Source organism: Streptomyces sp. NBC_00989, assembly GCF_045162655.1.
GTDB lineage: Bacteria > Actinomycetota > Actinomycetes > Streptomycetales > Streptomycetaceae > Streptomyces.
On sequence record NZ_CP108728.1, the window covers coordinates 9,559,604 to 9,583,868 of the forward strand.

The following is a 24,265-nucleotide window of genomic DNA, read 5'->3' on the forward strand; positions in this document are numbered from 1 at the left end:
CGGTGACATGGGGCCCGCGTGCGACACCAGGGACTCCCTACGGGCGGACGGCGCCGGCCATCAGACCCACACCCGCACGAATCCGTCCGGGAGACAGATGCGCGTACCCCAGGACCAGCCGTACGACCGCGTCGTCCACGCGCGCGTGTGTGTAGGCGGTGAGCGGGCGTACCGCGACACCGACGTCGGCCACGCGTTCCAGGAAGGCCTCCTGGGGGCCGTACTTCTCCGGCAACTCGGCGATGGCGTGCAGGCCCGCCGCGATCCCGGTCACCTCCGCCCCCGGGAAGTGCTCCTCCAGGGCGGCGACGAGGGCGTCCCGGCGCTGCCGGTAGGCGCGCTGGCAGCGCCGCAACTGGCGGTCGTAGTCGCCGCGTCCCAGGAAGCGGGCGAACAGCGCCTGGTCGAGCGTCGGGTGGCCGAGGTCCATGGTGCGCTTGCGTTCCACGACCTCGTCGACCAGTGACGCGGGCACGAGCAACCAGCCGAGCCGCAGCCCCGGGGCGAGGGACTTGCTGACCGAGCCCGCGTAGGCCACACGCTCCGGGTCGAGGCCCTGGAGTGCGCCCACGGGGGCTCGGTCGTAGCGGAAGTCCCCGTCGTAATCGTCCTCGAAGAGGAGACCGTCCACCGACCGTGCCCAGTCGAGGAGTTGGGCCCGTCGCCGCGCGGAGTAGGCGATGCCCGTGGGGAACTGGTGGGCGGGCGTGGTGACCACGACCCGTACGCCCGACGCCCGCAACGGGCCGATCGCCAGGCCCTCGTCGTCCAGGGGCAGTGGTACGGTGCCGACCCCCGCCGAGGCGTACAGCGAGTCGTGCTGAGGGCTGCCCGGGTCTTCGACGCCGACGGTGCGCGTCCCGCGCGCGTGGAGCACGAATCCGAGCAGCGCCGTCGCCTGCGCCACTCCGGAGACCACGACCAGCCGCTCCGGGTCGGCGACCACACCCCGGCGGCGGGCCAGCAGTTCCGCCAGAGCCATACGCAACCGGGGCAGCCCGCGCGGATCGGGATAGCCGAGCACCTCGTGCGGCGACTCCGCCAGCACACCGCGCTGCGCGGCGGCCCAGGCGGCGCGCGGGAACAGCGACAGGTCCGGTGTGCCGGCCACGAAGTCGGCCCGGGCGCCCGGGGAGCGCGGCGCGAGATCACGCGCGCGTGGCCGCGCCGCCCGTACGGCACCGCCCACCCAGGTGCCCGCGCCCCGGCCGCTGCGCAGATACCCCTCCGCCGTCAACTGCTCGTACGCCTCGGTGACCAGCCCGCGAGACACCCCGAGGTCGGCCGCCAGGTCCCGGCTCGACGGCAGCCGGGTGTCCGGTGCCAGCAGCCCCGAACGCACCGCCTCGCGCAGCGCGGCCTGGAGGGAGCGGCCACGCGCGCGTGCCGGTGCCGAGGCGGCGGGCAACAGCAACTCCCAGGCGGCGGAGCCCGCCAGACCGTCCGGATCGGCCGGCCCCTCCGGATTGGTCCGCCCTTCCGGATCGGCCGGTCCTTCCGGATTGGTCCGCGATGACGTCATGGAAGTGGACCTTAAACCGGACCGCCGCTCTCCCTAGCGTCGCTGCCATGAACCCCACCACCGCCCGCGGCACCCCGCTCGCCGCCTTCGCCTGCGTCCTCGTCGGCGCCTCCTTCACCGCGAACAGCGTCCTGGGCGACTACCCGTACGCGGGCGGCCAGTTCCTCCGCTATGGCCTCGCCTGCCTGCTCCTCCTCCCGTTCACCGGCACAGACGCGAAGGCCCGACTGCGCGGGCTCACGCCACGCCAATGGACCCGTCTCGCGCTGCTCGCGGCCGTGGGCATGGTCGGCTTCAACCTGGCCGTCATCGCCGCCGAACGCAGCGCCGAACCGGCCGTCCCGGGCGTCTTCGTGGGCTGCGCGCCCGTGGCCGTCGCGGTTCTCGTCCCTCTCCTGGAGGGACGCCGTCCGCGGCGGATCGTGCTCTACGGGGCGTCGCTCGTCGCGGTCGGCGCGTTCACGGTCCAGGGGTGGGGCCGTACGGACGGCGCCGGAATCGCCTTCTCCGGGTGCGCACTTGCGGGCGAGGTGGGCTTCGCGGTGCTCGCGGTTCCCGTACTGCGGCCCCTGGGACCGCGATTGCTGTCGGCCACCGTGTGCGGTCTCGCCGCGGCCGAGGCGGGGACGGCAGGGCTTGTCCTCGACGGGACCGCCTGGCTGCGGCGTCCCGACGGCACCGAGGCCGCCGCGCTGCTGTGGCAGGCGGCGGTCGTCACGGTCGTCGGCTTCGTGTGCTGGTACATGGGCATGCAGCGGATCGGCGCGGAGCGCGCCACGCTCTTCTCCGGCCTCATCCCGGTCGCCGCCGCCGGAACCGCGCCGCTCGTCGGAACGGGCTCCTACGGGGTCGTCCAGGCCGTCGGCAGCGCCCTCGTGGGTGCCGGAGTCGCCCTGGGATCGGGTGCGTCGGCGCTGCTTCCGCGCCGGTCAGCGGCTGCCGTCGAGGATGACCCGCGCGACCAGGGCCGGGTCGTCGTTCATCGGGCAGTGCCCGCAGCCGGGCAGCCGCACCAGCCGGGACCGGGGGATCAACTTCTTGGCGCGGACGCCCTGGCGGCGCAGCAGCAGCCGGTCCTGGGTGCCCCAGGCCACGGTGACCGGGATGCCGGGGATGTCGTCGGTGAACAGGACGCTCGTACCGGCCCGGAGTGTGTCGTCGAACCCGGGCGCGTTGACCAGCGCGAGCGTCTCGGCGACCACGGCCTCGGGTGAACGGCGGCCGGGGCGGGCGTAGATGGTGCTGGTGAGCGCGGTGCGGCCGACCGTCGTGCGCGCCAGCTTCTCGACCACCGGGAGCGGCATGCCGCGGGCGATCCGTCGCATGGTGAGCAGCACACCGAAGGCGTAGCGCCGCTCGGCCCGGGACCAGAACCCGGCGGGGGAGAGCGCGGTGACGGACCGTACGACCTTCTCGCGGCCCAGCTCCAGGGCCATCAGGCCACCGAGCGAGTTGCCCGCCACATGTGGACGGTCGAGCCCCAGCGCCTCGCAGAAGGCCCTGAACACGGCGGCCGTCGTGGGCAGGTCGTACGAGAGTCCCTCCGGGAGCGCAGGGGAGGCGCCGAACCCGGGCAGGTCCACGGCGATCACGTCGCGCTCGGTCGCGAGGATGTCCACCACCGGGTCCCAGGCCTGCCGGTGGTGACCTATGCCGTGCAGCAGGAGCAGCGGTTCGCCGCGACCCACGCGCGCGTAGGACACGGTCACGGTCTTCGGGCCCTGCGGAGTGGGGACCGGGAAGGAGACGGTGGCGGACATGGGGATGCTCCTCGTCTGGGACGTGCTGACAGACGCCGTACAGGCCGTGTAGACAGCTTGTCAGCAACTGCTACTGACCGGTAGCCCCAGTCGCCGTCGACCTCACGGCTCCGAGCGTGTCCCGCGGCCCTGAGCGCGCCTAGCGACCCCGAGATCGTTCTACGATCCTCAACGCGCCCTGCGGACCTCCAGGTTGAACTCGGCGTGCCCGAGGTTCTGGAACAGCCCCAGCCACAGCGGCAGCACCATCTCCACGGCACGTGACGACTCGATGCCGCCCAGGTCCAGCACCCGGTGCGCGGGCCAGCCGAACTCCCCGAGCAGGGCCGTCACCCGCGCCTTGGCCTCCGCGTCCTCGCCGGACACGAACACCTGGTGCTCGCCCGGCACGAGCGAAGGCTCCACCATCACCTGGCAGTTGACGGTGTTGAGGGACTTCACCACGCGCGCGTGCGGAAAGGCCCGCTGGATCTGCTCGCCCACGCTGTCCGACTCGACCGGAGACAGCCTGAGCCGCCCGTCCTCGAACGCCATCGGGTTGGAGACATCCAGCACGACCTTGCCGTCGAGGTGCTCCGCCCCGGCCGCCTCCAGCGCGGCGAGCGCCACCCGCCCGCCCACGGCGTTCACGACCACCTCGCCCGCCGCCGCGGCCTCCGCGAACGTGCCGGTACGCGCTCCGGGACCCGTGCTCTCGGCCCACTTGGCGCCGGCCGGATTGCCCTTCGTGCGCGAGCCCAGGGTCACCTCGTGCCCCAGCTCGACCAACTTGCCGCCCAAGGTGCGGCCCACCTCGCCCGTACCCAGCACCGCGTACCGCATCGCCACCTCCGGAAGGGGCCGCCGGACGCCGCCGGCCCGCGCCCAATTCTGCTCCGGGGCACACGTTTTTCTCCGGGACGCACGGTTATCTCCTGGACATGGGAAGGCGCGTCGCATGGGATGGCGACGTGACCACCGACGCCGAAATTGATGTCTTCGAAGAGCACCGCCCCGTCCTCATGGGAGTCGCCTACCGCATGCTCGGGCGGGTGGCCGACGCCGAGGACGTGGTCCAGGAGGCCTGGCTGCGCTGGTCCGCCGCCGACCGCGCCGAGGTCCGCGAACCGCGCGCCTACCTGGTGCGCGTGACCACCCGCCTCGCCATCGACCGACTCCGCCAGGTCAAGGCACGCGGCGAGGCCTACGTAGGCCCGTGGCTGCCCGAGCCATACGTCACCGACTTCGGGGACACCGTCCCCGACACCGCCGAACGTGCCGTGCTCGCCGACTCCGTCTCCCTCGCCGTACTCGTCGTCCTGGAGTCGCTGTCACCCCTGGAGCGCGCCGTGTTCGTCCTCAGGGAGGCGTTCGGCTACCCGTACGCCGACATCGCGGCAATGCTGGACCGAGGCGAGCCGGCCGTGCGCCAACTCGCCGGACGGGCCCGCAGGCACGTCGACGAACGCCGCCCGCGCTACGAGGTCGACCCCGCCCAACGCCGCGATCTCACCGAGCGGTTCCTCGCCGCCGCGGCCGAGGGCGACCTGGTCGGCCTCATGGAAATGCTCGCGCCGGACGTCCGTCTGGTGGGCGACAGCGGCGGCAAGTCCAAGGCGCCGCTGCGGATCCTGGAGAGCGCCGACAACGTGGGCCGCTTCCTGATCGCCGTCGCCGGGAAGGCCGTCCCGGAGATGTCGTTCCGCTTCCTGGAGCTCAACGGCGGACCCGCGGTGCTGATCCTTTCGGGTGACACGCCCGACAGCGTCTTCCAGGTGGACGTATCCGCCGGACGCATCCGTTCCGTCTACATCGTCCGCAACCCCGACAAGCTTCGATCACTGGCTTCCGCTTAGCCGTGACCTTGGTGGAGCCCCCGTTTCGCGACGGGGGCTTTGCCGTGCCGTCACCGAGAACGCCCAGTACGAACGCCCTGTGAACGCTCCGCGGCATGACCTCTGTGGGTTGCATATGACATGGAGGATTGGTCTTGACCAAGGGTGGGGGCCGCCCTATGGTCGCAGATAAGTGAAACAACCTTTAATAAACAAGGGCGCTAAAACGCCGCCGGAACACGGCGATTGCGGAGGACAGGGTGGGGACCACGCAGTTGGAATCGGTGCCGGAACCGAAGTACTGGCATCTCAAGACAGTGCTGAGTGAGGCACTGGACTCCGAGTTCTCCGTGGGCGAGATCCTGCCCAACGAGCGAGACCTGGCGGCCCGCTTCGGCGTCGCCCGGGCCACGCTCCGGCAGGCTCTGGAACAACTCGAACTGGAAGGCCGGCTACAGCGCCGCCGCGGAGTCGGCACGACCGTCGCGCCGCCGCGCGTGGGCGTCGCCGTCGGCACCGAGCAGCACGCCTGGCCGGGCGCCGGGGAGGACGCCTGGCAGTCCGTCGACTGCGTGCTGGCGGCTCCGCCGGCGTCCGTCGCGGACGTCCTGGAGACCGGTTCCGAGGAACTGGTCCACACCGTGCGCCGCTCCCGGGTGAGCCACGGCCAGCCGGTCGCCGCCGAACTGCTCTACATCCCGGAGTCGTCGGTGCCCGACCTCTCCGCGATAGACACTCCCTCGGCGACCGCACGCGCGCGTGCGGTACTGCGCGAGTTGCAGCGCCTCGAACTGGAGGGCCAGGACCGCGCCGTGGAACTCGGCTCGGCCCGCGCGGACGACGCCAAGGAACTGGACCGCCTCCCCGGGGCACCGGTTCTCGTCGTCACGACCCGCTTCTTCGCCGAGGGCCGCACCGCCGCGGTCTCCGTCGCGACCTACCGCGCGGACACCTGCCGCCTGACCTTCGCCGACTCCGGAGGCGTAGAAATACACCACGGCCCGGAACGCCAGGCCTCCTGACCCGGTCACAGTTCATCGCGTTGCGCCCCGGAACTTCTCCGGGGCGCAGTGCTTTTCCCGCCGGGCTCGGCAGCGCCCCGTAGGGGCGCGGGGAACTGCGCGCCCAGCCACAACGGACCCGCACCCAAAAAACAACCCCACGGCCAAGCTAGCGCCGCGTCACCGTGCCCTCCACCGCGAACAGCTGCTCCTCGACATGGTCAAGAGCCAATCGCAGCGCCCCAGTTGCCGCGGCGGCCTCCCCGAGCAACGACAGGGCAACCTTCGGCGGCCGCAGGCAATACCGCGCCAACTCCCGCCGCAACGGCTCCAGTACACCGTCCAGCCCGGCCGCCCACCCGCCCACGACGACCAGCTCCGGATCGAGCGCCAGCACCAGCGCCGCCACATCGTGCACAAGGCGCTGGATGAACCGGTCGACAGCCGCCATCGCCCGCTGGTCACCGTCCCGCGCCAGCGCGAAGACCTGCGCGACCGCCTGCTCGTCCAACGGATGCAGCGGCTTGTCCGTGGTGGAAAGCAACGTCTCCGGAGTCACGTCCCGGCCCAGCAGATGCAGCGCGCCGATCTCACCGGCCGCCCCGCGATACCCCCGGTGCAGCCGCCCCCCGATCAGCGAACCGGCACCCGGGCTCAACCCGGCCAGCACCATCACCATGTCGTCGGACTCGGTGGCCGCGCCCTTCCAGTGCTCGGCGACCGCCGCCGCGTTGGCATCGTTCTCGACCAGCACCGGGCACTTGAAGGAACGGCTCAACCGCTCGCCCAGGTGCAGCCCCGTCCACTGGGGCAGCGCGGTGCCCAGCCGTACGGTGCCGTCCGCCTCGACGATGCCCGGCGTGGCGACGCCCACCGCCCGCAGCGAGCCGCGTGCGACTCCGGCCCGGCGCAGCAGCTCGGCGACCGCGGTGCGCAGCCGCTCCAGGCGCTCGTCCGCCGAAGCCGTCTCGTCGACGTCCTTGGCGATCGCGCCGAGCACCCGGCCGTCCAGGTCGGCGAGGAGCACGGCGACGCGATGTGCGCCGATCTCCAGGCCCAGCAGATGCCCGGCCTCGGCCCGGAACCGGAACCGTCGCGCGGGCCGCCCCTGCCGCCGTACAACGCTCTCGTCGGCCGCCTTCTCGACGACCAGCCCGGCCTCGATCAGCCCCTCGACGACGCCCTCGACGGTCGGCCGGGACAGACCCGTCACCCGGGTGATCTCCGTCAGCGTGGCGCAGTCCGTGGCACGCAACGCGTGCAACACCACCGCGGAGTTGATCCTCCGCAGCAGCGAGGGGTCCCCGCCGGTCAGCCCCGCCAAGGTCTGTCCTCCCAGCTCGTGCGCGTGTTGGGCGGATCGTACTCGGCGCGGCGGACCCGGGCGAGTGCCGGGCGCCCCCGACCCGTCCGCCCCACCGAATCACCCCGGCGCCACGAACCCCGACTCGTACGCCGCGATCACCGCCTGCGTACGGTCCCGCGCCCCCAGCTTCGCCAGTACGGCGCTCACATGCGACTTCACCGTCTCGGTCCCGACGACGAGCCGGGCGGCGATCTCCGCGTTCGACAGACCCCGCGCCATCAGCCGCAGCACCTCGGCCTCACGCTCGGTCAGTTGGGCCCGCTCCATCACCGCGCGCGCCGCCCGGTTCCCGCCGTCGTCGCCGTACTCCGCGGCCAACTGCCGTACGGAGGCCGGGAACAGCAGCGACTCGCCCTCGGCCACCAGACGCACCGCGTGCACGATCTCGGCCGGCCGGGCCCGCTTCAGCAGGAACCCGTCGGCACCGGCCCGCAGCGCCTCGTACACGTACTCGTCGTTCTCGAAGGTCGTGATGACGAGGATCTTCGGCGGGTCGTCGACCGTGCGCAGCACCGCGCGCGTGGCCTCGATGCCGTCCAGAAGGGGCATCCGTACGTCCATGGCGACCACGTCCGGCCGCAGCTGCCGTACCAGCGGGATCACCGCGGCCCCGTCGGCGGCCTCCCCGACCACCTCGATGTCCGGCTGCGCCTCCAGTACGGCCCGCAGGCCCGCGCGTACGAGGGGTTCGTCATCGACCAGGAGAACGGTGACCGGCATCCGGCCAGCCTAGATCAGCCCAGCGGCAGCTCCGCGTGCACCTGCCAGTCACCCTCGTCGGGTCCGGTGTGCGCCCGGCCCCCGAGCAGCGCGGCACGCTCGCGTATGCCCCGCAGACCACTGCCCCGGCCCGGACCCGGTATCGCCGCCGTCAGCGGATTGCGGACCTCCAGATCGAGGGTGCCGTCGGCGACCCCGATACGGACCCGCACGGGCACGGAACCCGCGTGCCGCAGCACATTGGTCAGCGCCTCCTGAAGAATCCGGTAGCCCTCCCGGGAGACCGGCCCCGGCACCGTCTCCAACGGTCCGGTCACCTCCGCGTCGACCTTCGCCCCGGAGGCCCGCGCCGACTCCAGCAGCCGGTCGGCGTCCACCAGCGTCGGCCGACTGCTCACCGGCCGCTCCGCCTCCCGCAGTACGCCCAACACCCGCTCCAGGTCCTCCAGCGCGGCCCGGCCGGTCTCCTCGATGGCACCCAGCGCCCGCTCGGTGAACTCCGGGTCGCCCGCAGCCCGGGCGGCACCCGCCTGCACCACCGCCACGGTGAGCGCATGCCCGATGGAGTCGTGCAACTCCCGCGCGATGCGGTTGCGTTCCAGTAGTTGCTCGGTGCGCTCCTCCAGGGCGGCGAGCCGCTCCGCGCGCGAGGGGCCGAGCAGCTTCCGGGCCAGGAGCGTGGCCAACTTGCCCAGGCCGACGACGACGGCGTACAAGGCGATCAGGGGGAGGGGCGCCAGCAAGGCGTACCAGCCGTGCGGTGCCGCCTCCTTGAGAACCCATACGTCATCGGGCACGCGCCCGCGTGCGGTCTCGATCAGTTCGAAGGCGATGATCGGCAGCCAAACGCAGGCGCCCGCGGTCACCCAGCCCAGCAGTATGCGCATCTCCAGCCACAGCAAGGTGCGGCCCCGGTCCCGCCAGCTCGCCGACGGCGCCACCGAGATCCCCGAGTCCTGCTTGCCTGGCGTCAGCAGCAACTGCGCCTGCACCCCCTCGCCGATCCGCACGGCCGGGATCAGGCCGACCGGGATGAGCGCCAATGCGGGTGCGTACGGAGTCTCCGGGCTGACGAAGATCCACACACTGGTGAGCAGCATCGGCACCCAGAGGTGCAGTAGACGCGTATACGTCGTCCCCCGGAGCAGCGGGCGCAGGAAGCGGGCCATCCCGACATCGTGACAGCCGGCACTGACAATCGGCCTCCCCCGGGCGGGGGAGACGATCTCCACCGGCGGGGGAGGACCCAACCCCCTTGAACGGCCAGGCTGTTGGCCATGACCAGCATCGACGTACGAGACCTCACCAAGGAGTACGGCACCCGGCGGGCCGTGGACCACGTCACCTTCAACGTCCGCCCCGGCAAGGTCACCGGCTTCCTCGGCCCCAACGGCGCCGGAAAGTCCACCACCATGCGCCTCGTCCTCGGCCTCGACCGGCCCACCTCCGGCACCGCCACCATCGGAGACCGGCCCTACGCCGCGCTCACCGAGCCGCTGCGCCACGTGGGCGCCCTGCTCGACGCGCAGGCCGCGCACGGCTCCCGTACCGCTCGCGACCATCTGCGCGCCCTGGCGGCGAGCAACCGCATCCCGGCCGCCCGGGTCGACGCGGTGCTGGAGGAGACGGGACTCGCGTCGGTCGCACGTCGCCGGGTGAAGACGTACTCCCTGGGCATGCGCCAGCGGCTGGGCATCGCCGGTGCCCTCCTGGGCGACCCCGAGGTCGTTCTGCTGGACGAGCCGTCGAACGGCCTCGACCCCGAAGGCATCGTCTGGATCCGGGAGTTGCTGCGCCGGCTGGCGGCGGAGGGCCGCACGGTCCTGGTCTCCAGCCACCTGATGAACGAGACCGCCTCCTTCGCCGACCACCTCGTGGTCCTCGGTCGCGGCAGGCTCCTCGCCGACACCCCGATGCGGGACTTCATCGACGCGCGCGTGCAACCCCACGTACGCATCCGTACGACGGACGCCGGCGCCCTCAAGAGCACACTCGCCGGGCACGGTCTCGATCCCGTGGAGCAGGAGGACGGGCACTGGACCGTGACGCACGCACGCGTGGACGAGATCGGCACCCTGTTGTCCGCGGCGGGCGTACCGATCCTCGAACTGACCTCCACCGAGGGCACGTTGGAACAGGCCTACCTCGATCTGACCGCCACCGAGACCGAGTTCACCGCACCGCACCAGGAGGCCTGACCATGGCATTCACGCCCGTGTTCCACTCCGAGTGGATCAAGATCCGAACCCTCCGCTCCCAGGTCGCGGCCCTCGCCATGATGCTCGCGGTGACGGCGCTCTTCTCCGCACTCGCCTCCTCCGACACCGGCGGCGACGACTTCGACCCGCTGTTCGCGGTCTTCTTCGGCGTGGCCTTCGGCCAGATCGCGGCGATCGCTTTCGGCACGACCGCCGTGTCCTCCGAGTTCCAGGGCGGAGCGCTACGGCAGTCGCTGGCCGCGGTACCGCACCGGGGACGCTGGTTCGCGGCCAAGGCGACCGCCATCGCCGTACCCGTGTTCGCCGTCGGCCTGGTCACCGGCGTGGTGACACTGGCGGTCGGCAAGGTGGTGCTGGGCGCCGAGGCCGACGGGCTCGGCTGGGCGGAGCAGGTGCGCGGTGTGGTCGGCTGTGCCGTCTACCTCACGCTGATGGCGCTGCTCGCGGCCGGTCTCACGGCGGTGCTGCGCAGCGGAGTGGCGACGCTGAGCATCGTCATACCGTTCCTGCTCATTGTGTCCTTCGTGGTCGGCGACGCGTCGAGCGACCTCGCGGACCTCCTGCCCGACCGGGCCGGCCAGGTGGCGCTCCACCAGACCTGGGCCGGGTCGATGGGGCCGTGGACCGGGCTCGGGGTGACGGCGCTGTGGACCGTGGCCGCGTTGGCGGCGGGGGCGTGGAGTGTCCGGCGCCGGGACGCCTGATCTCGGAAGTGCCGGAACGTCTGCCCCCGTGCGGGGCCTGACGCCCCGCCCATTGTCAGTGGGAGCCGGTTCACTGGAGGCATGAACATCACGCACTCGCTGACGACGATCGACCTGCTGTGCACCCGGGACTTCCCCGCGGAGCACGGCAGGACGGACGTGGGCATGGGAGGACCCGGCTATCACATCGCCGAATTACAGACGAGCGGCGACTTCTGGGAGGACGACGGAACGGAGCGGGAGGAGACCGAGGCGCAGTACGAGATCGACCGGGACGGACTCGGCGAGCGGCTGCTCGAGCGATGGGGAGCGCTCCGTGCCATCAGTCTGGAGAGCGCGTTCGAGCGGTCGCAGGACGGCGAGGACATACCGGAGCCCTGGGCCTCGCTCAGCGTGCACGTCCCGGACGTACACCTGTGGAAGTCGCCGCAGACCGGCCGGTGGATCGCCCTCGGCGTATCCCAGTGGGACAAGGAACTCCCGTTCCAACTCCTGGCGGTCGTAACGGAGATGGACCCACCGTGAGGATCTAGTCCTGCGCGGCGACCCGCAGCCGCCCGAACTCCTCGGCCATCGTCGCCGCCGTCCAATGCGCGTTCAGCCCGCTCGGGTTGGGCAGTACCCACACGCGCGTGTCCCCGAACGTCCGCTCCTGCGGCCCGACTTGGGCCTTGCGGTCGTCAAAAGCAGCCCGGTAGGCGGTAACGCCCAGCACCGCGAGCCACCGCGGCTTCCACCCCGTCAGCTTCGACGCGAGGAGTTGGCCGCCCTCGCGGTACTCCTCCGGGCCCAACTCGTCGGCCCGAGCCGTCGCCCGTGCCACCACGTTCGTGATGCCGAGCCCGTACGACAGCAACTCCCCTTGTTCCGCGGGCTTCATGAGCCTCGGGGTGAAACCGGAGAGATGCAGTACCGGCCAGAAGCGGTTGCCGGGACGGGCGAAGTGGTGGCCCGTGGCCGCCGTCATCAGACCGGGGTTGATGCCGCAGAACAGCACGGCGAGGCCGTCCGCGACGACGTCCGGTACGAGACGGTCGCGGGCGGCCTCCAGCTCGGCCTGGGTGAAGCGGGTCAGAGGATCGCCCCCGGGGTGTAACCCGCGGCCTCCGGGTGCTGCTTCGCGAGCTCCTCGACACGGGCGACGACGACGGCGACCTGGTCGGCGGCGGCACCCGTGAAGGACAGCTTGTCGGCCATCAGCGCGTCCAACTGGGCGCGGTCGAGCGGGATGCGCTCGTCGGCGGCGAGCTTGTCCAGCAGTTCGTTGCGCTCGGCGCCCTGCTCGCGCATCGCCAGCGCGGAGGCGACGGCGTTCTCCTTGATGGCCTCGTGCGCGACCTCGCGGCCGACACCCGCGCGGACCGCGGCCATCAGCACCTTGGTCGTTGCTAGGAACGGCAGATAGCGGTCCAGCTCGCGCGCCACGACGGCCGGGAACGCGCCGAACTCGTCGAGCACGGTCAGGAACGTCTCCAGCAGACCGTCGAGCGCGAAGAACGCGTCGGGGAGGGCCACCCGGCGCACGACCGAGCACGAGACATCGCCCTCGTTCCACTGGTCGCCCGCCAGCTCGCCGGTCATCGACGCGTAGCCGCGCAGGATGACCATGAGGCCGTTGACGCGCTCGCAGGAGCGGGTGTTCATCTTGTGCGGCATCGCGGAGGAACCGACCTGGCCGGGCTTGAAGCCCTCGGTGACCAGCTCGTGCCCGGCCATCAGCCGGATCGTCTTCGCCAGCGAGGAGGGCGCCGCCGCGACCTGCACCAGCGCGGTCACGACCTCGTAGTCCAGCGAGCGCGGGTAGACCTGGCCGACCGAGGTGAACGCCTGCGAGAAGCCCAGGTGGGAGGCGATCCGCTGCTCCAGCTCCGCGAGCTTCGCCGCGTCACCGCCGAGCAGGTCGAGCATGTCCTGCGCGGTGCCCACCGGGCCCTTGATGCCACGCAGCGGGTAACGGCCGAGCAGCTCTTCCACCCGGCCGTAAGCCACGAGCAGCTCGTCGGCGGCGGTCGCGAAACGCTTGCCGAGGGTCGTGGCCTGCGCGGCCACGTTGTGCGAGCGGCCGGCCATGACCAGCTCGCCGTACTCACCGGCCAGCTTGCCGAGACGCGCGAGGACGGCCACCGTACGGTCGCGCATCAGCTCAAGCGAGAGCCGGATCTGCAACTGCTCGACGTTCTCCGTCAGATCGCGGGACGTCATGCCCTTGTGCACCTGCTCGTGCCCGGCGAGGTCGTTGAACTCCTCGATCCGCGCCTTCACATCGTGCCGCGTGACCTTCTCACGCTCGGCGATCGAGGCCAGGTCGACCTGGTCGAGCACACGCTCGTAGTCCGCGATCGCCGCGTCCGGCACCTCGATCCCGAGGTCCTTCTGGGCCCGCAGCACAGCGAGCCAGAGTTGCCGCTCCAGCTTCACCTTCTGCTCGGGAGACCAGAGCGTGGCGAGCTCGGTGGAGGCGTAACGTCCGGCGAGGACGTTCGGGATGCGGGGCTTGGCGGGAGCGGAAGTCACGTGTACGGAGTTTACCCGGCGTCCTTGAGGGGTCCGGACCGTCCGTTCAGCCGAGGGTTCCCAGGTCAAAGACTCTCCGGGCAGAGGGCCGCGCGATGTGTGTGATCGCGAGCCGGGTGTGAGAGATCGACCGTAGCGGTCGGGCCTCGCCGGCATCGGTCCCGGGACCGCGGATCCGCCTCCAACCCGATTGGGTGATTACCCCCAGTAGGCGGCAACCGCACGCTGCCTTTACAAGTCACACACCTCGCATTCATCAGCGAGGACCTCAGGGGGACACATGAGCAACCAGCCGCCCTACCCGCCACAGCAGCCCGGATGGGGCAACGGTCAACAGCCTTACGGACAGCCCCCGTTCCAGCCGCAGCCCCCGAAGAAGCGCTCCGTCGGAAAGATCGTCGGCCTCGGCTGTCTCGGCATCGTCGGTCTGTTCGTCGTCATCGTCATCGCCGTCGTCGCCATCGGAGGCGGCAACAGCAACAACGACTCCAGCGGCAGCGGCGACTCGAAGAGCGCGGCGCCCGCGGGCAAGAGCTCCGACAAGGCCGGTGCCGACACGAAGAAGAACGACACCACGAAGGACGACACCGACGGCAAGGTCGTCTTCAAGGTGTGGGGCACCGCCCCCGCCGGCGCCCTCGGCGGTCTCGACATCGGCTACGGCTCCGACTCGGACACGCGAAAGGGCACGTTCAAGGACGGCAGGTTCGAGGCGACGCTGACCCTCGACAAGAACGCCCTGTACTACGACGTGCACGCCCAGCTCCAGGGCTCCGGAGACATCACCTGCTCGGTCACCGCGGACGGAAAGACGAAGAAGGGCCACGCGTCCGGCGGCTACAACATCTGCAACGCGCAGCTGACCAGCAACTTCACCGGGGCTTGGTCGTAGCCCTGGTCAGCGGGCGCGGGGGCGTTCACGCCTGAACACGAACGGAACGACCATCCCTGGGGGGACCATGACCGACAGCAGCGTGCCGCCGATGCCGCCAATGCCACCTGTGCCACCTGTGCCGCCGAACGATCCGTCGCCACCGGCGAAGAAGCCGCGCACCAACCTGGTCATCCTCGGCTCGGCCGTCGCCGTCATCGCCGCCGTGGTGGCGACCGGCGTCGTGGTCGTGCAGTCCAGACCCGACGGAAGCAAGCCGACCGCCTTCGCCAAGCCGAACACACAGGACGAGGGCGCCGTCACCGCGGAGGAGCCGGATCCGGCTCCGTCGTACAGCGAGGTCGACGCCGACAGTTTCGCGATCGGACTGAAGACCACCGCGCGGCACTGCTTCGGGTCGGCGGGCTGCAACGTGACGGTCGAGCCGGACCTGACCTATCTGGGAGACAGCGAGGGGATCGATCCCGACGCCGTGTACGAGATCACCTACGAGATCCAGGGCGATGAATCCGGCCCGGTCATCGAGACGGCCGAACTGTCTCACGAGACGAGCCTGAACTACACGCCGTCCGTGCTCAGCACTGCTTCCGCGGGCACGGAGGTGTCCGCGGAGATCACGGACGTCTCGGTTCAGGGGGTATGAGGCGCGCAGGTCGGGAGTGCGGCGGCCTCGCTCCTGGGGGATCCCGGGACGGGGGCCGTCATCAGCCCCAGGTCATCGTCGGGATCCCCCCCACACGCACATACAGACACAGACGCAGGACCCACATCACGCCCCGCGATCCCCACCGTCGGCGAGCTCAGCCAGCACCCCCGCGTGACAGACCAGCGGCGCACACCAACAAGCCAGCACCCGTCCTCGCAGGGCCGGCACCAGGTCCAGCAGGTACGGCCGCTCCAGCAGATACGCCCGGTACATCGCCATCACCTCCGCGCGCGTGCCGTCCCGGCGGCGCGTGGGGGTGTCGTAGGCGAAGGGGTTGTGGAGCGGGTGGCGGGGGAGGTCCCAGCCGCCGAGGGTCCAGCGGCGGCCTACGTAGATGATCTCCTTCGGGGCCCGTTCCAGGCGGGAGCCGTACTCGTGGATGTGGCCCCTGACGTTGGTCACCCGCGTGGTCATGGGGAGTTACGCCGCCGGGCCCTCGTAGGGCAGCAGGTCCGGGCGCTTGGGGGAGAGGCCGTCGCCCGAGGAGCGGCCGGTCAGGCGGCGGCCGATCCAGGGGAGGAGGTACTGGCGGGTGAAGCGGGCGTCCTCGACGCGGCGGGCGGTCCAGTTCGGGGGCGGGGTCGGTGGCATCGGGGTGCGCCAGTCAGGGTCCTCCGCCTCGTAGCCGAGGGTCTGCCAGACCGCCTCGGCGACGCGACGGTGGCCCTCATCCGTGAGGTGGAGACGATCGACGTCCCACGCGCGCGGGTCGCCGAGCGAGGGAGCACCGTACAGGTCGACGACCAGGGCGCCGTGGCGGGCGGCGAGGTCGTCGACGCAGGCGAAGAGTTCCTCCATGCGGGGGCGGAAGCGCGCCAGGACCGGGCCCTGGCGGCCGGGGCTGCGCATCAGCACCAGGTGCTTGCAGGCCGGGGTGAGGCGTTCGACGGCCTCTTCCAGGAGAGCGCGGACGCGGCCCATGTCGCACTTGGGGCGCAGGGTGTCGTTCAGGCCGCCCACCAGCGTGATCACATCGGGCTGCATGGCGGCCGCCGGGCCGACCTGCTCCTCGACGATCTGCGCGATCAGCTTGCCGCGCACGGCGAGGTTGGCGTACCGGAAGCCGGGAGCCCGGGCGGCCATCCGGCCGGCGAGGATATCGGCCCAGCCCCGGTAGGTGCCGTCCGGGAGCAGGTCCGACATGCCCTCGGTGAAGGAGTCGCCGATCGCGACAAGGCTGGTGTGTGTGGGGTTCGTCTGCATGGCGACGAAAATGATATCCCGCGTCCATACCCACCGGTAGGTGGGCCTTCACAGGCCTCCGGTCACGCCCGCCTGGCCGCCATCAGCGCCCGCCGGTCCTCCAGGCCGCGTCCGCCTGTCCGGCCGCCAGCACCTACCTGGCCTCCGACCGAGCTCGCCCTCCGCCAGCGCCCGCCCGGCCTCCAAGCCGCGCCCACTTGGCCCCGAAGCACGCTCGCCTGGCCGCCCACTGGTACCCGCCCGGCTTCCACCGGCACTCGCCCGGCCTCAGCCGGTACCCTCCCCGGCGCCCTACGCCCGCTGCCCGAACAGTTCCCGCAGCACGTCCTCCATGGTCACAAGACCGGTCAGTCGCCCCTCCTCATCCAGCACCGCCGCGAGATGCGTACGGCTGCTGCGCATCGCGGTGAGGACGTCGTCCATCGGGGTGTCCTCCTTCACGTTCGCGATGGACCGCATGTCCTCGACCTTGAACGGCTCGTTGCGCGGCGAGGCGTCCAGTGCGTCCTTGACGTGCAGGTAGCCGATGATCCGGCGCTCGCCGTCCACCACGGGGAAGCGGGAGAAGCCGGACTCGGCCGACAGCACCTCCAGCTCGGCCGGGGTGATGCCGTCGACTACGTAGTCGACGCGTTCGAGGGGGAGTACGACGTCCCGCACGGGCCGTCTGCCCAGCTCCAGCGCGTCGTTGAGCCGCTCCAGGGCCCGTTCGTCGATCAGCCCCGCCTCTCCGGAGTCCCGTACGATCCGGGCGAGTTCGGCGTCCGAGAAGGACGCCGTCACCTCGTCCTTGACCTCGACCCGCATCAGCTTGAGCAGCGTGTTGGCGAACGCGTTGATCGTGAAGATCACCGGACGCAGCGCCCGGGACAGCGTCACCAGCGGCGGTCCGAGGACCAGCGCGCTGCGGACCGGCTCGGCCAGGGCGATGTTCTTCGGCACCATCTCGCCGAGCAGCATGTGCAGATAGGTCGCCGCGGCGAGCGCGATCACGAAGGACACCGCGTGCCCCGCGCCCTCCGGCACGCCGACCGCGTGGAACACCGGTTCCAGCAGATGCGCGATCGCCGGTTCCGCGACGATGCCGAGCACCAGCGTGCACAGCGTGATGCCGAGCTGGGCCGCGGCCATCAGCGCCGACACGTGCTGCAGACCCCACAGCACGCTCTTGGCCCGCCGGTCGCCGTCCTCGGCGTACGGCTCGATCTGGCTGCGGCGCACCGAGATCAACGCGAACTCGGCGGCCACGAAGAAGGCGTTGACGACCAGCGTCGCCAACCCGATCAGCAGTTGTACGGCGGTCACAGCTCCCCCTTCGCGGAGTCGGAACCGGATCCGGAATCCGAGCCGGAACCGGAGTCGTCGAGCGGCGCGTGCAGCAGCAGCCGCGCGGCCCGCCGGCCGGACGCGTCCACCACGTCGATCCGCCACCCGGCGACCTCGACGACGTCACCGACCTCCGGAATCCGCCCCAGCTCATTGGCAGCCAGACCGGCCAGCGTCTCGTACGGTCCCTCCGGCGCCCGCAGTCCCACGCGCGCGAGCTGGTCCATACGGGCGGCGCCGTCCGCCGAGTAGAGCGTGCGACCGTCGTCGTCCGCCCCGGCCGGGGCCAGGTCGGGCGTCTCGTGCGGATCGTGCTCGTCCCGCACCTCTCCCACGACCTCCTCGACGATGTCCTCCAGGGTCGCGACCCCCGCCGTACCGCCGTACTCGTCGATGACGACGGCCATCGTGCGCTTGCCGGACAGCCGGTCCAGGAGGCGGTCCACGGTCAGGGACTCCGGGACGAGGAGGGGTTCGCGCATCACCTCGGAGAGGGGGAAGCGGGGGCGGCGGTCCGCCGGAACCGCCAACACGTCCTTGATGTGGACCGTGCCGACGACCTCGTCCAGGTTGCCGCGGAAGACCGGGAACCGGGACAGCCCGGTGGCCCGGGTCGCGTTGGCCACGTCCTCGCAGGTCGCCTGGGCGTCGAGGGCGACGACCTGGACGCGGGGCGTCATCACGTTCTCCGCGGTGAGGTCGGCGAGGTTGAGCGTCCGTACGAACAGCTCGGCGGTGTCCGGCTCCAGGGCGCCCTCCCTGGCGGAGTGCCGGGCCAGCGCGGCCAGCTCCTGCGGCCCGCGCGCGGAGGCCAGCTCCTCGGCGGGCTCCAGGCCGAAGGCCCGCACCACGTGGTTGGCCGTGTTGTTCAGATGGCTGATGAACGGGCGGAACGCGGCACTGAACCAGCGCTGCGCGTTCCCCACCCGCTTCGCCACGCTGAGCGGCGACGAGATCGCCCAGTTCTTCGGCACCAGCTCGCCGACGACCATCAGGAACACCGTCGACAGCGCCGTACCCAGCACCAGCGCGACGGACTTCGACGCGGAGTGCGAGATGCCCAGCGATTCGAGCGGGCCCGCGATCAGCGCGGCGATCGACGGCTCGGAGAGCATGCCGACGACCAGATTGGTGACGGTGATGCCGAGCTGCGCCCCGGAGAGCTGGAACGTCAGATTCCGTACGGCCTTCAGGGCGCCCGCGGCGCCCCGCTCGCCGCGCTCGACCGCGCGCTCCAGCTCACCGCGCTCGACGGTGGTCAGCGAGAACTCGGCCGCGACGAAGGCACCACAGGCGAGCGAGAGCAGGATCGCCACCAGGAGCAGGAGCACTTCGGTCATCGGGTCACCTCCGTCCCATGATCGGACAGGGCAGGGAGGTTCGCGCGATGTCGCGTACTGGGAGGCTCGCCCATGGGCGGACGTTCACACCTTTCGAGGAGGTCGATGCCGAAGTGCCGTGCTGTCCGCCAATAGTAAAGGATGAGCAAAGCGATCAGGTGGTGAAGTGTTTCACCCAGCGCCGCCAGTGCTCCTCGGGTGCGTACCCCGCCGCGCGCCACGCATGCCGGCCCGTCTCGTTGCGCTCCAGCACCATCGCGTCGCCGCGACGCCCGCCCAGCGCCACGAACCGCTCCTCGGCCGCCGCGAGCAGCGCCGAGCCGATGCCCTGCCGGCGATGCTCCGGGTGCACGGCCAGCCGGTAGAGGTGGCAGCGCCAGCCGTCGAAACCGGCGATCACGGACCCGACGAGCCGCCCGTCACGTTCCGCCAGGATCAGCGCGTCGGGGTCCCTGGTGATGAGCCGGGCCACGCCGTCGCGGTCGTCGCTGATGCTCGTGCCTTCGGCGGCCTCGCGCCAGAAGGCCAGGACGGCGTCGATGTCGGAGAGGGCCGCGCTACGGACAGGAAGATCACTCATGGGGCGAGCCAAGCAGAGGGACGGCGGGCGTGGCGAGTGGGTTTCGGCGCAGTTCCGCGGCCACCGGCGCGAACGCCTCCATGTACGGCTCCAGCACCGTGAGATACGAGAAGCCGTACCGGTCGCGCAGCGCGCGCAGCTTCGCGGTGATCTCGTCCAGGGTGCCGACGAGCATGACGGGCAGGTCCAGCACCCGCTCCAGGGTCAGGTCCGGTCGGCGGTCCAGCAGGGGCCGGAGTGCGCTCGCGGGGTCGTCGGTCACGGCCACCACCTGGATCAGGAGGTTGAGTTCGGCGGGCTCGTCGCGGTCGGCCGCGAACTCCCGGTACTGGGCGACCCGTTGGCCGAACTCGGCGGCGTCGACCGGCGCGAGCTTGCCCGTCGTGCTGCCCGGTTCCAGGCTCGCGCCCGCGAACGCCGCGATGTCCGCGTGCTCGGCGGTCAGGCGCAGCATGCGGTCGCCGTTGCCGCCGAGGAGGAGCGGTACCCGGCAGTTCGCTGCGTCCAGCAGGCGCCCCAACTCCTCGATGGTGCGCCGCAGATGGTCGACGCGCTCGCCCGGCGAACCGAAGGGCAGCCCCGCCGTGTCGTGCTCCGCCTGTACGTAGCCGGTGCCGAGGCCGAGTTCGAGGCGTCCGCCGGTCAGATCGTGGGTCGTCGTCACCTCGCGGGCCAGCAGAGTCGGGTTCCAGAAGCCCGCGTTGAGCACGAACGTGCCCACCTGTGGCCGTACGGTCGCGTCAGCCGCCGCGACCAACGCCGGGAACGGCGCGACCATGCCGAGGTGGTCCGGGACGAGGAGCACGTCGTAGCCGAGTTCCTCGGCCCGTCGGCATCTCGCGCGCCACTCGTCGGCGGGTGCGGACGTGAGCAGGCTGGCCCCGAAGCGGAACGGGCGCGGCATGAACTCTCCTCGCAGGCAGGTGACCTGACCGAGCGCCACGTGGTGTGAGCTGCTGGCGCGATTCCATCACTCGTGCGCGATCGCCGCCAGCACGTTCATCCGCGACGCGCGCAGCGCGGGCAGCAGGGCCGCCACGATGCCGACCACCGCCGAGCCGATCACCACCGCGACGATCGTGGTCCACGGAATCGCGAGCGCCTCCATGCCCTGGAGCGCCAGGACTTGTTGTGCGCACACGCCCCACACCAGGCCGAGACCGAGTCCCAGCACCGCGCCGAACACCGCGATCACCACCGACTCCAGCCGGATCATCCGCCGCAGTTGGCGCCGCCCGAGTCCGATCGCGCGCAGCAGGCCGATCTCGCGGGTGCGCTCCACGACCGACAGGGCAAGGGTGTTGACCACGCCGAGCACCGCGATGACGATGGCCAGCCCGAGCAGCGCGTACACGAGATAGAGCAGGACGGCGATCTGGTCGTGGACGAGCTTCTTGTAGTCGGCCTGGTCGCGGACCTGGACCTGCGGATAGGGCTTCAGCGTCGTCTCCAGCGCCTTGCGGAGCTGGTCGGCGCCGGTGCCGGACGCGGCGTTCACGTACAGCGAGGAGTCCTGGCCGTTCGGGACGTACTTCTCGACCGTGGCGATCCCGAAGAACAGCCCGCCCTGCGTCCCGAACCCGCCCGAGGAACCCTGGTCGCTCAGGGCACCCACCGTCAGCTTCGTGGTGCGGCCGCCCGGGAACTCGACGGGGAGCACACTGCCGATCCGTACACCGTGCTTCTTCGCGAAGTCGGCCTCCATCGCGAGGTGTCCGGCGGCGAGCGCCGAACTCGTGCCGCCCTGCGCGTACTTGATGTGGGCGACATCGTCGAGCGGGGTGTCGTAGCCGGCCGCCGTCGTCTCCACCCGCTTGCCGTCCGGCAGTCGGACCGCGAGGGGTGCGAAGCGGGCCCGTACGACGAGACCGACGCCCTCGGTGGCGCGCACCTGGTCCGTGACCTCCTTGGAGAACGGCAGGAAGTTGCCGTTCTGGATCACGAAGTCGGCGCCCAGGGTCTTGTCGATCTGCTGGTCGAAGGACTTGGACATGGACGCGCTCGCCACCGACATCCCGCCGACCAGGGCGAGCCCCACCATCAGGGCCGCCGCGGTGGCGCCCGTACGGCGCGGGTTGCGCAGGGCGTTGCGCTGGCTCATCCGGCCGACCGAGCCGAACAGGGCCGGGAAGGCGCCGCCCAGCACCCGGATCATCGGGCGGACCAGAAGCGGGCCCGCGATGACGGTCGCGATCAGGGTGAGGACGATCCCGAGGCCCAGGAGGGAGGAGGACGAGGCCGTGCTCGTCGCGGCGGCGCAGCCCGCCAGCGCGGCGACACCGATCGCCCCGACGATCGATCCCACGACCGCGCGCACCTTCAACGGCCGCCCCACGCCCGCGACTTCGGCGTCCGCGAGAGCCGCCATGGGGGAGACGGTCGCAGCACGCCGGGCCGGGAGGTACGCGGCGACGAAGGTGACGCCGACCCCAACCACGTACGCCGCCACGGGAGTCGGCCAACCGACCACCATCTCCGTGGTCTTGAGGTTCATGCCGAACGCGGTCATCAGCTTGATCAGCCCGGCCGCGAGCCCGATCCCCGCCGCCAGCCCGACAGTTGACCCGACCAGCCCGAGCAGCAGCGCCTCGGTGAGCACCGACCGCCGCACCTGCTTGCGGTCCGCGCCCAGGGCACGCAACAGGCCCAGTTCGCGGGTGCGTTGGGCGATCAGCATCGAGAACGTGTTGACAATCAGGAAGACGCCGACCAGGACCGCGATACCGGCGAAGCCCAGCATCACGTACTTGATGACGTCGAGGAAGCCGCCCAGATCGGCGGCTGCCGACTTCGCCTGTTCGTCGGCGGTCTTGATGTCGTACGTACCGGAAGAGCCGATCGCGGCGGCCACCCGCTGCTTGAGTACGGCGTCGTCGACACCCTTCGCCGCGCCCACCGAGATGCTCGTGGCGCGGTCGGGCGCGCCGAGCAGCTGGTCCTTCGCGGTGGCGGGGTCGAGGAAGACCAGCGCGGCACCCGGGTTGGTGGTGGTGAAGGTGGCGATGCCGACGATCTGGACCTTGAAGCTGCCGGGCTGTGCCTGCACGGTCAGGGTGTCGCCGATCCGCACGTGCTTGTTGTCGGCGGTGTCCGCGTCGAGGAGGGCCTCGCTGGCACCCTGCGGGGCGTGCCCCGAGGTCAGTTTCACCGGGCTGCGGTCGGTGAGGTACCAGTCGGTGGCGATGGTGGGCGCGCCCGTGGTGGGGCCGACCGACTTGTTCTTGCTGTCGACGACCACGATGTTCTCGACGGACACGTCCGCGTGGGTCGAGGCGACCCCGGCCACCTTCGCCACCTGCCCGGCGAGCGCGGCGGGCACCGTCTCGGTCGCGCCGGTGGGCACCGAGGACTTGAGGTCCTGCTTCGGCTCGACGGTCACGTCGGCGGACGTGGACGCGAACAGCCGGTCGAAGGTGCGGGTCACCGTGTCGGAGAAGATCAGGCTGCCGGCCACGAACGCCACGGACAGCACGACGGCGAGCGCCGAGAGCAGCAGCCGTCCCTTGTGCGCGAGGAAGCTCCGGAGGGTCGCCTTCAGCACGGGTCAGTCCTTGTCGAGGGTTACGTCGGGTGTGTTGGGTGTACCGGGTGTACCGGGTGCGTCGGTCGTGCCTTTGGAGGGGCCTTCGAACTTGGTGCGGGCGAGGTCGAACCTCTTCATCCGCTCCAGCACCCCCTCCGCCGTAGGCCTCTCCATCTCGTCCACGATCCGCCCGTCCCCGAGGAAGAGCACCAGGTCGGAGTGGGCGGCGGCGCCCGGGTCGTGGCTGACCATGACCACGGTCTGCCCGAGGTCGTCGACGGCGTCGCGCAGGAAGCCGAGGACCTCCAGACCGGCCCGCGAGTCGAGGTTGCCGGTCGGCTCGTCCGCGAAGATCAGCTCGGGGCGGGAGGCCAGCGCCCGCGCGCACGCCACGCGCTGCTGCTGGCCCCCTGAGAGCTGGGACGGCCGGTGCTTGAGCCGGTCGCGCAGCCCGAGCGTGTCGATGACCTGGTCCAGCCACTTCTGGTCCGGTTTCTGGCCGGCGATGTCCATGGGCAGCGTGATGTTCTCGGCCGCGTTGAGGGTCGGGATGAGGTTGAACGACTGGAACATGAACCCGATCCGGTCCCGGCGCAGCCGGGTCAGCTCGCGGTCCTTCAGCCCCGTGATCTCGGTGTCGCCGAGCCACACCTGTCCGGCCGAAACGGTGTCGAGCCCCGCCAGGCAGTGCATCAGCGTGGACTTCCCGGAGCCGGACGGGCCCATGACCGCGGTGAAACGGCCGCGCGCGATGTCCACGTCCACCGAGTCCAGGGCGAGCACGGCCGTCTCGCCCGAACCGTAGGCCTTGGTCAGAGCGCGGGCGCGGGCCGCGATCCCGCCGGCCGAGGCCTGGCCTGGAGCGTGCTCCGCAGCAGATATGGACAAGACAGCCCCCTCGGATTCCCGCACTGGTGGACGTGCCGACTCCGTACTCCGGGCCGAGCCTAGTGTGACGCGCCACACACCCGATATCCCCCGTGCGACCGAGGTGGTCTCCACCCCAGGTCGGGCCCCCGATACCGATGTAAGGGGCACTCTCCACCCGGCCGCCACCCGCTGGACAAGCACTTGC

At 71.2% G+C, this 24,265-nt stretch carries 23 protein-coding genes and 1 pseudogene; 8 read left to right on the forward strand and 16 right to left on the reverse strand.

Annotation, left to right across the window (positions count from 1 at the left end; translation table 11 throughout):
- Nucleotides 1-37: 37 nt before the first annotated feature.
- Nucleotides 38-1,522 (reverse strand): PLP-dependent aminotransferase family protein, encoded by a 1,485-nt coding sequence (locus OG714_RS42860; RefSeq protein ID WP_406129286.1) that lies wholly within the window; start codon nucleotides 1,520-1,522, stop codon nucleotides 38-40.
- Nucleotides 1,523-1,569: 47 nt separating this feature from the next.
- On the opposite strand from OG714_RS42860, the pseudogene OG714_RS42865 reads away from it, so the two are divergent.
- Nucleotides 1,570-2,406, forward strand: a pseudogene (locus OG714_RS42865) (DMT family transporter); the annotation flags it as partial.
- A 45-nt stretch (nucleotides 2,407-2,451) separates the two neighbouring features.
- Here OG714_RS42865 and OG714_RS42870 read toward each other — a convergent pair.
- Both OG714_RS42870 and OG714_RS42875 read right to left on the reverse strand, forming a co-directional pair.
- Nucleotides 2,452-3,282, reverse strand: coding sequence for an alpha/beta fold hydrolase (locus OG714_RS42870; RefSeq protein WP_406129287.1), 831 nt, complete (start codon nucleotides 3,280-3,282; stop codon nucleotides 2,452-2,454).
- A 168-nt stretch (nucleotides 3,283-3,450) separates the two neighbouring features.
- A complete protein-coding gene (locus tag OG714_RS42875) occupies nucleotides 3,451-4,104 on the reverse strand; it encodes an NADPH-dependent F420 reductase (RefSeq protein WP_406129288.1) in 654 nt (217 codons plus the stop codon).
- Nucleotides 4,105-4,232: 128 nt separating this feature from the next.
- Between OG714_RS42875 and OG714_RS42880 the strand changes: the two genes are divergently transcribed.
- Nucleotides 4,233-5,117, forward strand: a complete 885-nt coding sequence (locus OG714_RS42880; RefSeq protein WP_406129290.1) for an RNA polymerase sigma-70 factor — start codon at nucleotides 4,233-4,235, stop codon at nucleotides 5,115-5,117.
- A gap of 239 nt (nucleotides 5,118-5,356) precedes the next feature.
- Nucleotides 5,357-6,118: a GntR family transcriptional regulator gene (locus tag OG714_RS42885; protein ID WP_406129291.1), complete on the forward strand. Its 762-nt coding sequence runs from the start codon at nucleotides 5,357-5,359 to the stop codon at nucleotides 6,116-6,118.
- Between the two features lie 148 nt (nucleotides 6,119-6,266).
- Here OG714_RS42885 and OG714_RS42890 read toward each other — a convergent pair whose 3' ends face one another.
- From OG714_RS42890 to OG714_RS42900, 3 genes are all read right to left on the reverse strand, one after another.
- The gene (locus OG714_RS42890; RefSeq protein WP_329245241.1) at nucleotides 6,267-7,421 is read right to left on the reverse strand and encodes an ROK family transcriptional regulator; all 1,155 of its coding nucleotides are present in this window, start codon (nucleotides 7,419-7,421) and stop codon (nucleotides 6,267-6,269) included.
- 99 nt (nucleotides 7,422-7,520) lie between these two features.
- Nucleotides 7,521-8,183: a response regulator transcription factor gene (locus OG714_RS42895; protein ID WP_043668383.1), complete on the reverse strand. Its 663-nt coding sequence runs from the start codon at nucleotides 8,181-8,183 to the stop codon at nucleotides 7,521-7,523.
- A gap of 14 nt (nucleotides 8,184-8,197) precedes the next feature.
- Nucleotides 8,198-9,352: a sensor histidine kinase gene (locus OG714_RS42900; RefSeq protein ID WP_406129294.1), complete on the reverse strand. Its 1,155-nt coding sequence runs from the start codon at nucleotides 9,350-9,352 to the stop codon at nucleotides 8,198-8,200.
- 108 nt (nucleotides 9,353-9,460) lie between these two features.
- Here OG714_RS42900 and OG714_RS42905 point away from each other — a divergent pair, with 108 nt between their 5' ends.
- The 3 genes from OG714_RS42905 (at nucleotide 9,461) to OG714_RS42915 (ending at nucleotide 11,631) form a co-directional block, all read left to right on the forward strand.
- Nucleotides 9,461-10,381 carry an ABC transporter ATP-binding protein gene (locus tag OG714_RS42905; protein ID WP_406129295.1) on the forward strand — a complete coding sequence of 307 codons (921 nt, stop codon included), beginning with the start codon at nucleotides 9,461-9,463 and terminating at the stop codon, nucleotides 10,379-10,381.
- A 2-nt stretch (nucleotides 10,382-10,383) separates the two neighbouring features.
- Nucleotides 10,384-11,106, forward strand: a complete 723-nt coding sequence (locus tag OG714_RS42910) for an ABC transporter permease (RefSeq protein WP_406129297.1) — start codon at nucleotides 10,384-10,386, stop codon at nucleotides 11,104-11,106.
- Between the two features lie 81 nt (nucleotides 11,107-11,187).
- Nucleotides 11,188-11,631: a hypothetical protein gene (locus OG714_RS42915; protein WP_406129299.1), complete on the forward strand. Its 444-nt coding sequence runs from the start codon at nucleotides 11,188-11,190 to the stop codon at nucleotides 11,629-11,631.
- Nucleotides 11,632-11,635: 4 nt separating this feature from the next.
- Here the strand turns inward: OG714_RS42915 and mug are convergent, their stop codons facing one another.
- Together mug and purB are read right to left on the reverse strand one after the other, a co-directional pair.
- The gene (gene mug / locus OG714_RS42920) at nucleotides 11,636-12,181 is read right to left on the reverse strand and encodes a G/U mismatch-specific DNA glycosylase (RefSeq protein ID WP_406132141.1); all 546 of its coding nucleotides are present in this window, start codon (nucleotides 12,179-12,181) and stop codon (nucleotides 11,636-11,638) included.
- Nucleotides 12,178-13,620 (reverse strand): adenylosuccinate lyase, encoded by a 1,443-nt coding sequence (purB, locus tag OG714_RS42925; RefSeq protein ID WP_033283481.1) that lies wholly within the window; start codon nucleotides 13,618-13,620, stop codon nucleotides 12,178-12,180. Before purB ends, mug begins: the two co-directional genes overlap by 4 nt.
- Before the next feature lie 280 nt (nucleotides 13,621-13,900).
- Here purB and OG714_RS42930 point away from each other — a divergent pair, with 280 nt between their 5' ends.
- A complete protein-coding gene (locus tag OG714_RS42930) occupies nucleotides 13,901-14,512 on the forward strand; it encodes a hypothetical protein (protein WP_406129301.1) in 612 nt (203 codons plus the stop codon).
- Between the two features lie 67 nt (nucleotides 14,513-14,579).
- Nucleotides 14,580-15,155 (forward strand): hypothetical protein, encoded by a 576-nt coding sequence (locus OG714_RS42935; protein WP_406129302.1) that lies wholly within the window; start codon nucleotides 14,580-14,582, stop codon nucleotides 15,153-15,155.
- A 126-nt stretch (nucleotides 15,156-15,281) separates the two neighbouring features.
- Here OG714_RS42935 and OG714_RS42940 read toward each other — a convergent pair whose 3' ends face one another.
- The 8 genes from OG714_RS42940 to OG714_RS42975 form a co-directional block, all read right to left on the reverse strand.
- Nucleotides 15,282-15,632, reverse strand: coding sequence for a DUF4326 domain-containing protein (locus tag OG714_RS42940; RefSeq protein ID WP_406129303.1), 351 nt, complete (start codon nucleotides 15,630-15,632; stop codon nucleotides 15,282-15,284).
- 6 nt (nucleotides 15,633-15,638) lie between these two features.
- Complete coding sequence (locus tag OG714_RS42945; RefSeq protein ID WP_406129305.1) at nucleotides 15,639-16,421, reverse strand: SGNH/GDSL hydrolase family protein; 783 nt, start codon at nucleotides 16,419-16,421, stop codon at nucleotides 15,639-15,641.
- Nucleotides 16,422-16,712: 291 nt separating this feature from the next.
- Nucleotides 16,713-17,726, reverse strand: a complete 1,014-nt coding sequence (locus tag OG714_RS42950; RefSeq protein ID WP_406129307.1) for a hemolysin family protein — start codon at nucleotides 17,724-17,726, stop codon at nucleotides 16,713-16,715.
- The gene (locus tag OG714_RS42955) at nucleotides 17,723-19,087 is read right to left on the reverse strand and encodes a hemolysin family protein (RefSeq protein WP_406129308.1); all 1,365 of its coding nucleotides are present in this window, start codon (nucleotides 19,085-19,087) and stop codon (nucleotides 17,723-17,725) included. Before OG714_RS42955 ends, OG714_RS42950 begins: the two co-directional genes overlap by 4 nt.
- A gap of 154 nt (nucleotides 19,088-19,241) precedes the next feature.
- The gene (locus tag OG714_RS42960; protein ID WP_406129310.1) at nucleotides 19,242-19,667 is read right to left on the reverse strand and encodes a GNAT family N-acetyltransferase; all 426 of its coding nucleotides are present in this window, start codon (nucleotides 19,665-19,667) and stop codon (nucleotides 19,242-19,244) included.
- On the reverse strand, nucleotides 19,660-20,571 hold the full coding sequence (locus OG714_RS42965) for an LLM class F420-dependent oxidoreductase (protein WP_406129312.1): 912 nt from the start codon (nucleotides 20,569-20,571) through the stop codon (nucleotides 19,660-19,662). The genes OG714_RS42960 and OG714_RS42965 overlap by 8 nt, the downstream gene beginning before the upstream one ends.
- Nucleotides 20,572-20,637: 66 nt before the next feature.
- The gene (locus OG714_RS42970) at nucleotides 20,638-23,208 is read right to left on the reverse strand and encodes an ABC transporter permease (protein ID WP_406129314.1); all 2,571 of its coding nucleotides are present in this window, start codon (nucleotides 23,206-23,208) and stop codon (nucleotides 20,638-20,640) included.
- A 3-nt stretch (nucleotides 23,209-23,211) separates the two neighbouring features.
- Entirely contained in the window at nucleotides 23,212-24,078 is an 867-nt protein-coding gene (locus OG714_RS42975) for an ABC transporter ATP-binding protein (protein WP_406129316.1), read from the reverse strand.
- Nucleotides 24,079-24,265 lie beyond the last annotated feature (187 nt).

Bases quoted from the DNA above. Each gene is read 5' to 3' on its own strand.
- OG714_RS42900 (WP_406129294.1), bottom strand. From the start codon at position 9,352: ATGGCCCGCTTCCTGCGCCCGCTGCTCCGGGGGACGACGTATACGCGT.
- OG714_RS42945 (WP_406129305.1), bottom strand. From the start codon at position 16,421: ATGCAGACGAACCCCACACACACCAGCCTTGTCGCGATCGGCGACTCC.
- OG714_RS42940 (WP_406129303.1), bottom strand. From the start codon at position 15,632: ATGACCACGCGGGTGACCAACGTCAGGGGCCACATCCACGAGTACGGC.
- OG714_RS42955 (WP_406129308.1), bottom strand. From the start codon at position 19,087: ATGACCGAAGTGCTCCTGCTCCTGGTGGCGATCCTGCTCTCGCTCGCC.
- OG714_RS42870 (WP_406129287.1), bottom strand. From the start codon at position 3,282: ATGTCCGCCACCGTCTCCTTCCCGGTCCCCACTCCGCAGGGCCCGAAG.
- OG714_RS42895 (WP_043668383.1), bottom strand. From the start codon at position 8,183: ATGCCGGTCACCGTTCTCCTGGTCGATGACGAACCCCTCGTACGCGCG.
- OG714_RS42860 (WP_406129286.1), bottom strand. From the start codon at position 1,522: ATGACGTCATCGCGGACCAATCCGGAAGGACCGGCCGATCCGGAAGGG.
- OG714_RS42910 (WP_406129297.1), top strand. From the start codon at position 10,384: ATGGCATTCACGCCCGTGTTCCACTCCGAGTGGATCAAGATCCGAACC.
- OG714_RS42930 (WP_406129301.1), top strand. From the start codon at position 13,901: ATGAGCAACCAGCCGCCCTACCCGCCACAGCAGCCCGGATGGGGCAAC.
- OG714_RS42915 (WP_406129299.1), top strand. From the start codon at position 11,188: ATGAACATCACGCACTCGCTGACGACGATCGACCTGCTGTGCACCCGG.
- OG714_RS42875 (WP_406129288.1), bottom strand. From the start codon at position 4,104: ATGCGGTACGCGGTGCTGGGTACGGGCGAGGTGGGCCGCACCTTGGGC.
- OG714_RS42965 (WP_406129312.1), bottom strand. From the start codon at position 20,571: ATGCCGCGCCCGTTCCGCTTCGGGGCCAGCCTGCTCACGTCCGCACCC.
- OG714_RS42905 (WP_406129295.1), top strand. From the start codon at position 9,461: ATGACCAGCATCGACGTACGAGACCTCACCAAGGAGTACGGCACCCGG.
- OG714_RS42960 (WP_406129310.1), bottom strand. From the start codon at position 19,667: ATGAGTGATCTTCCTGTCCGTAGCGCGGCCCTCTCCGACATCGACGCC.
- OG714_RS42935 (WP_406129302.1), top strand. From the start codon at position 14,580: ATGACCGACAGCAGCGTGCCGCCGATGCCGCCAATGCCACCTGTGCCA.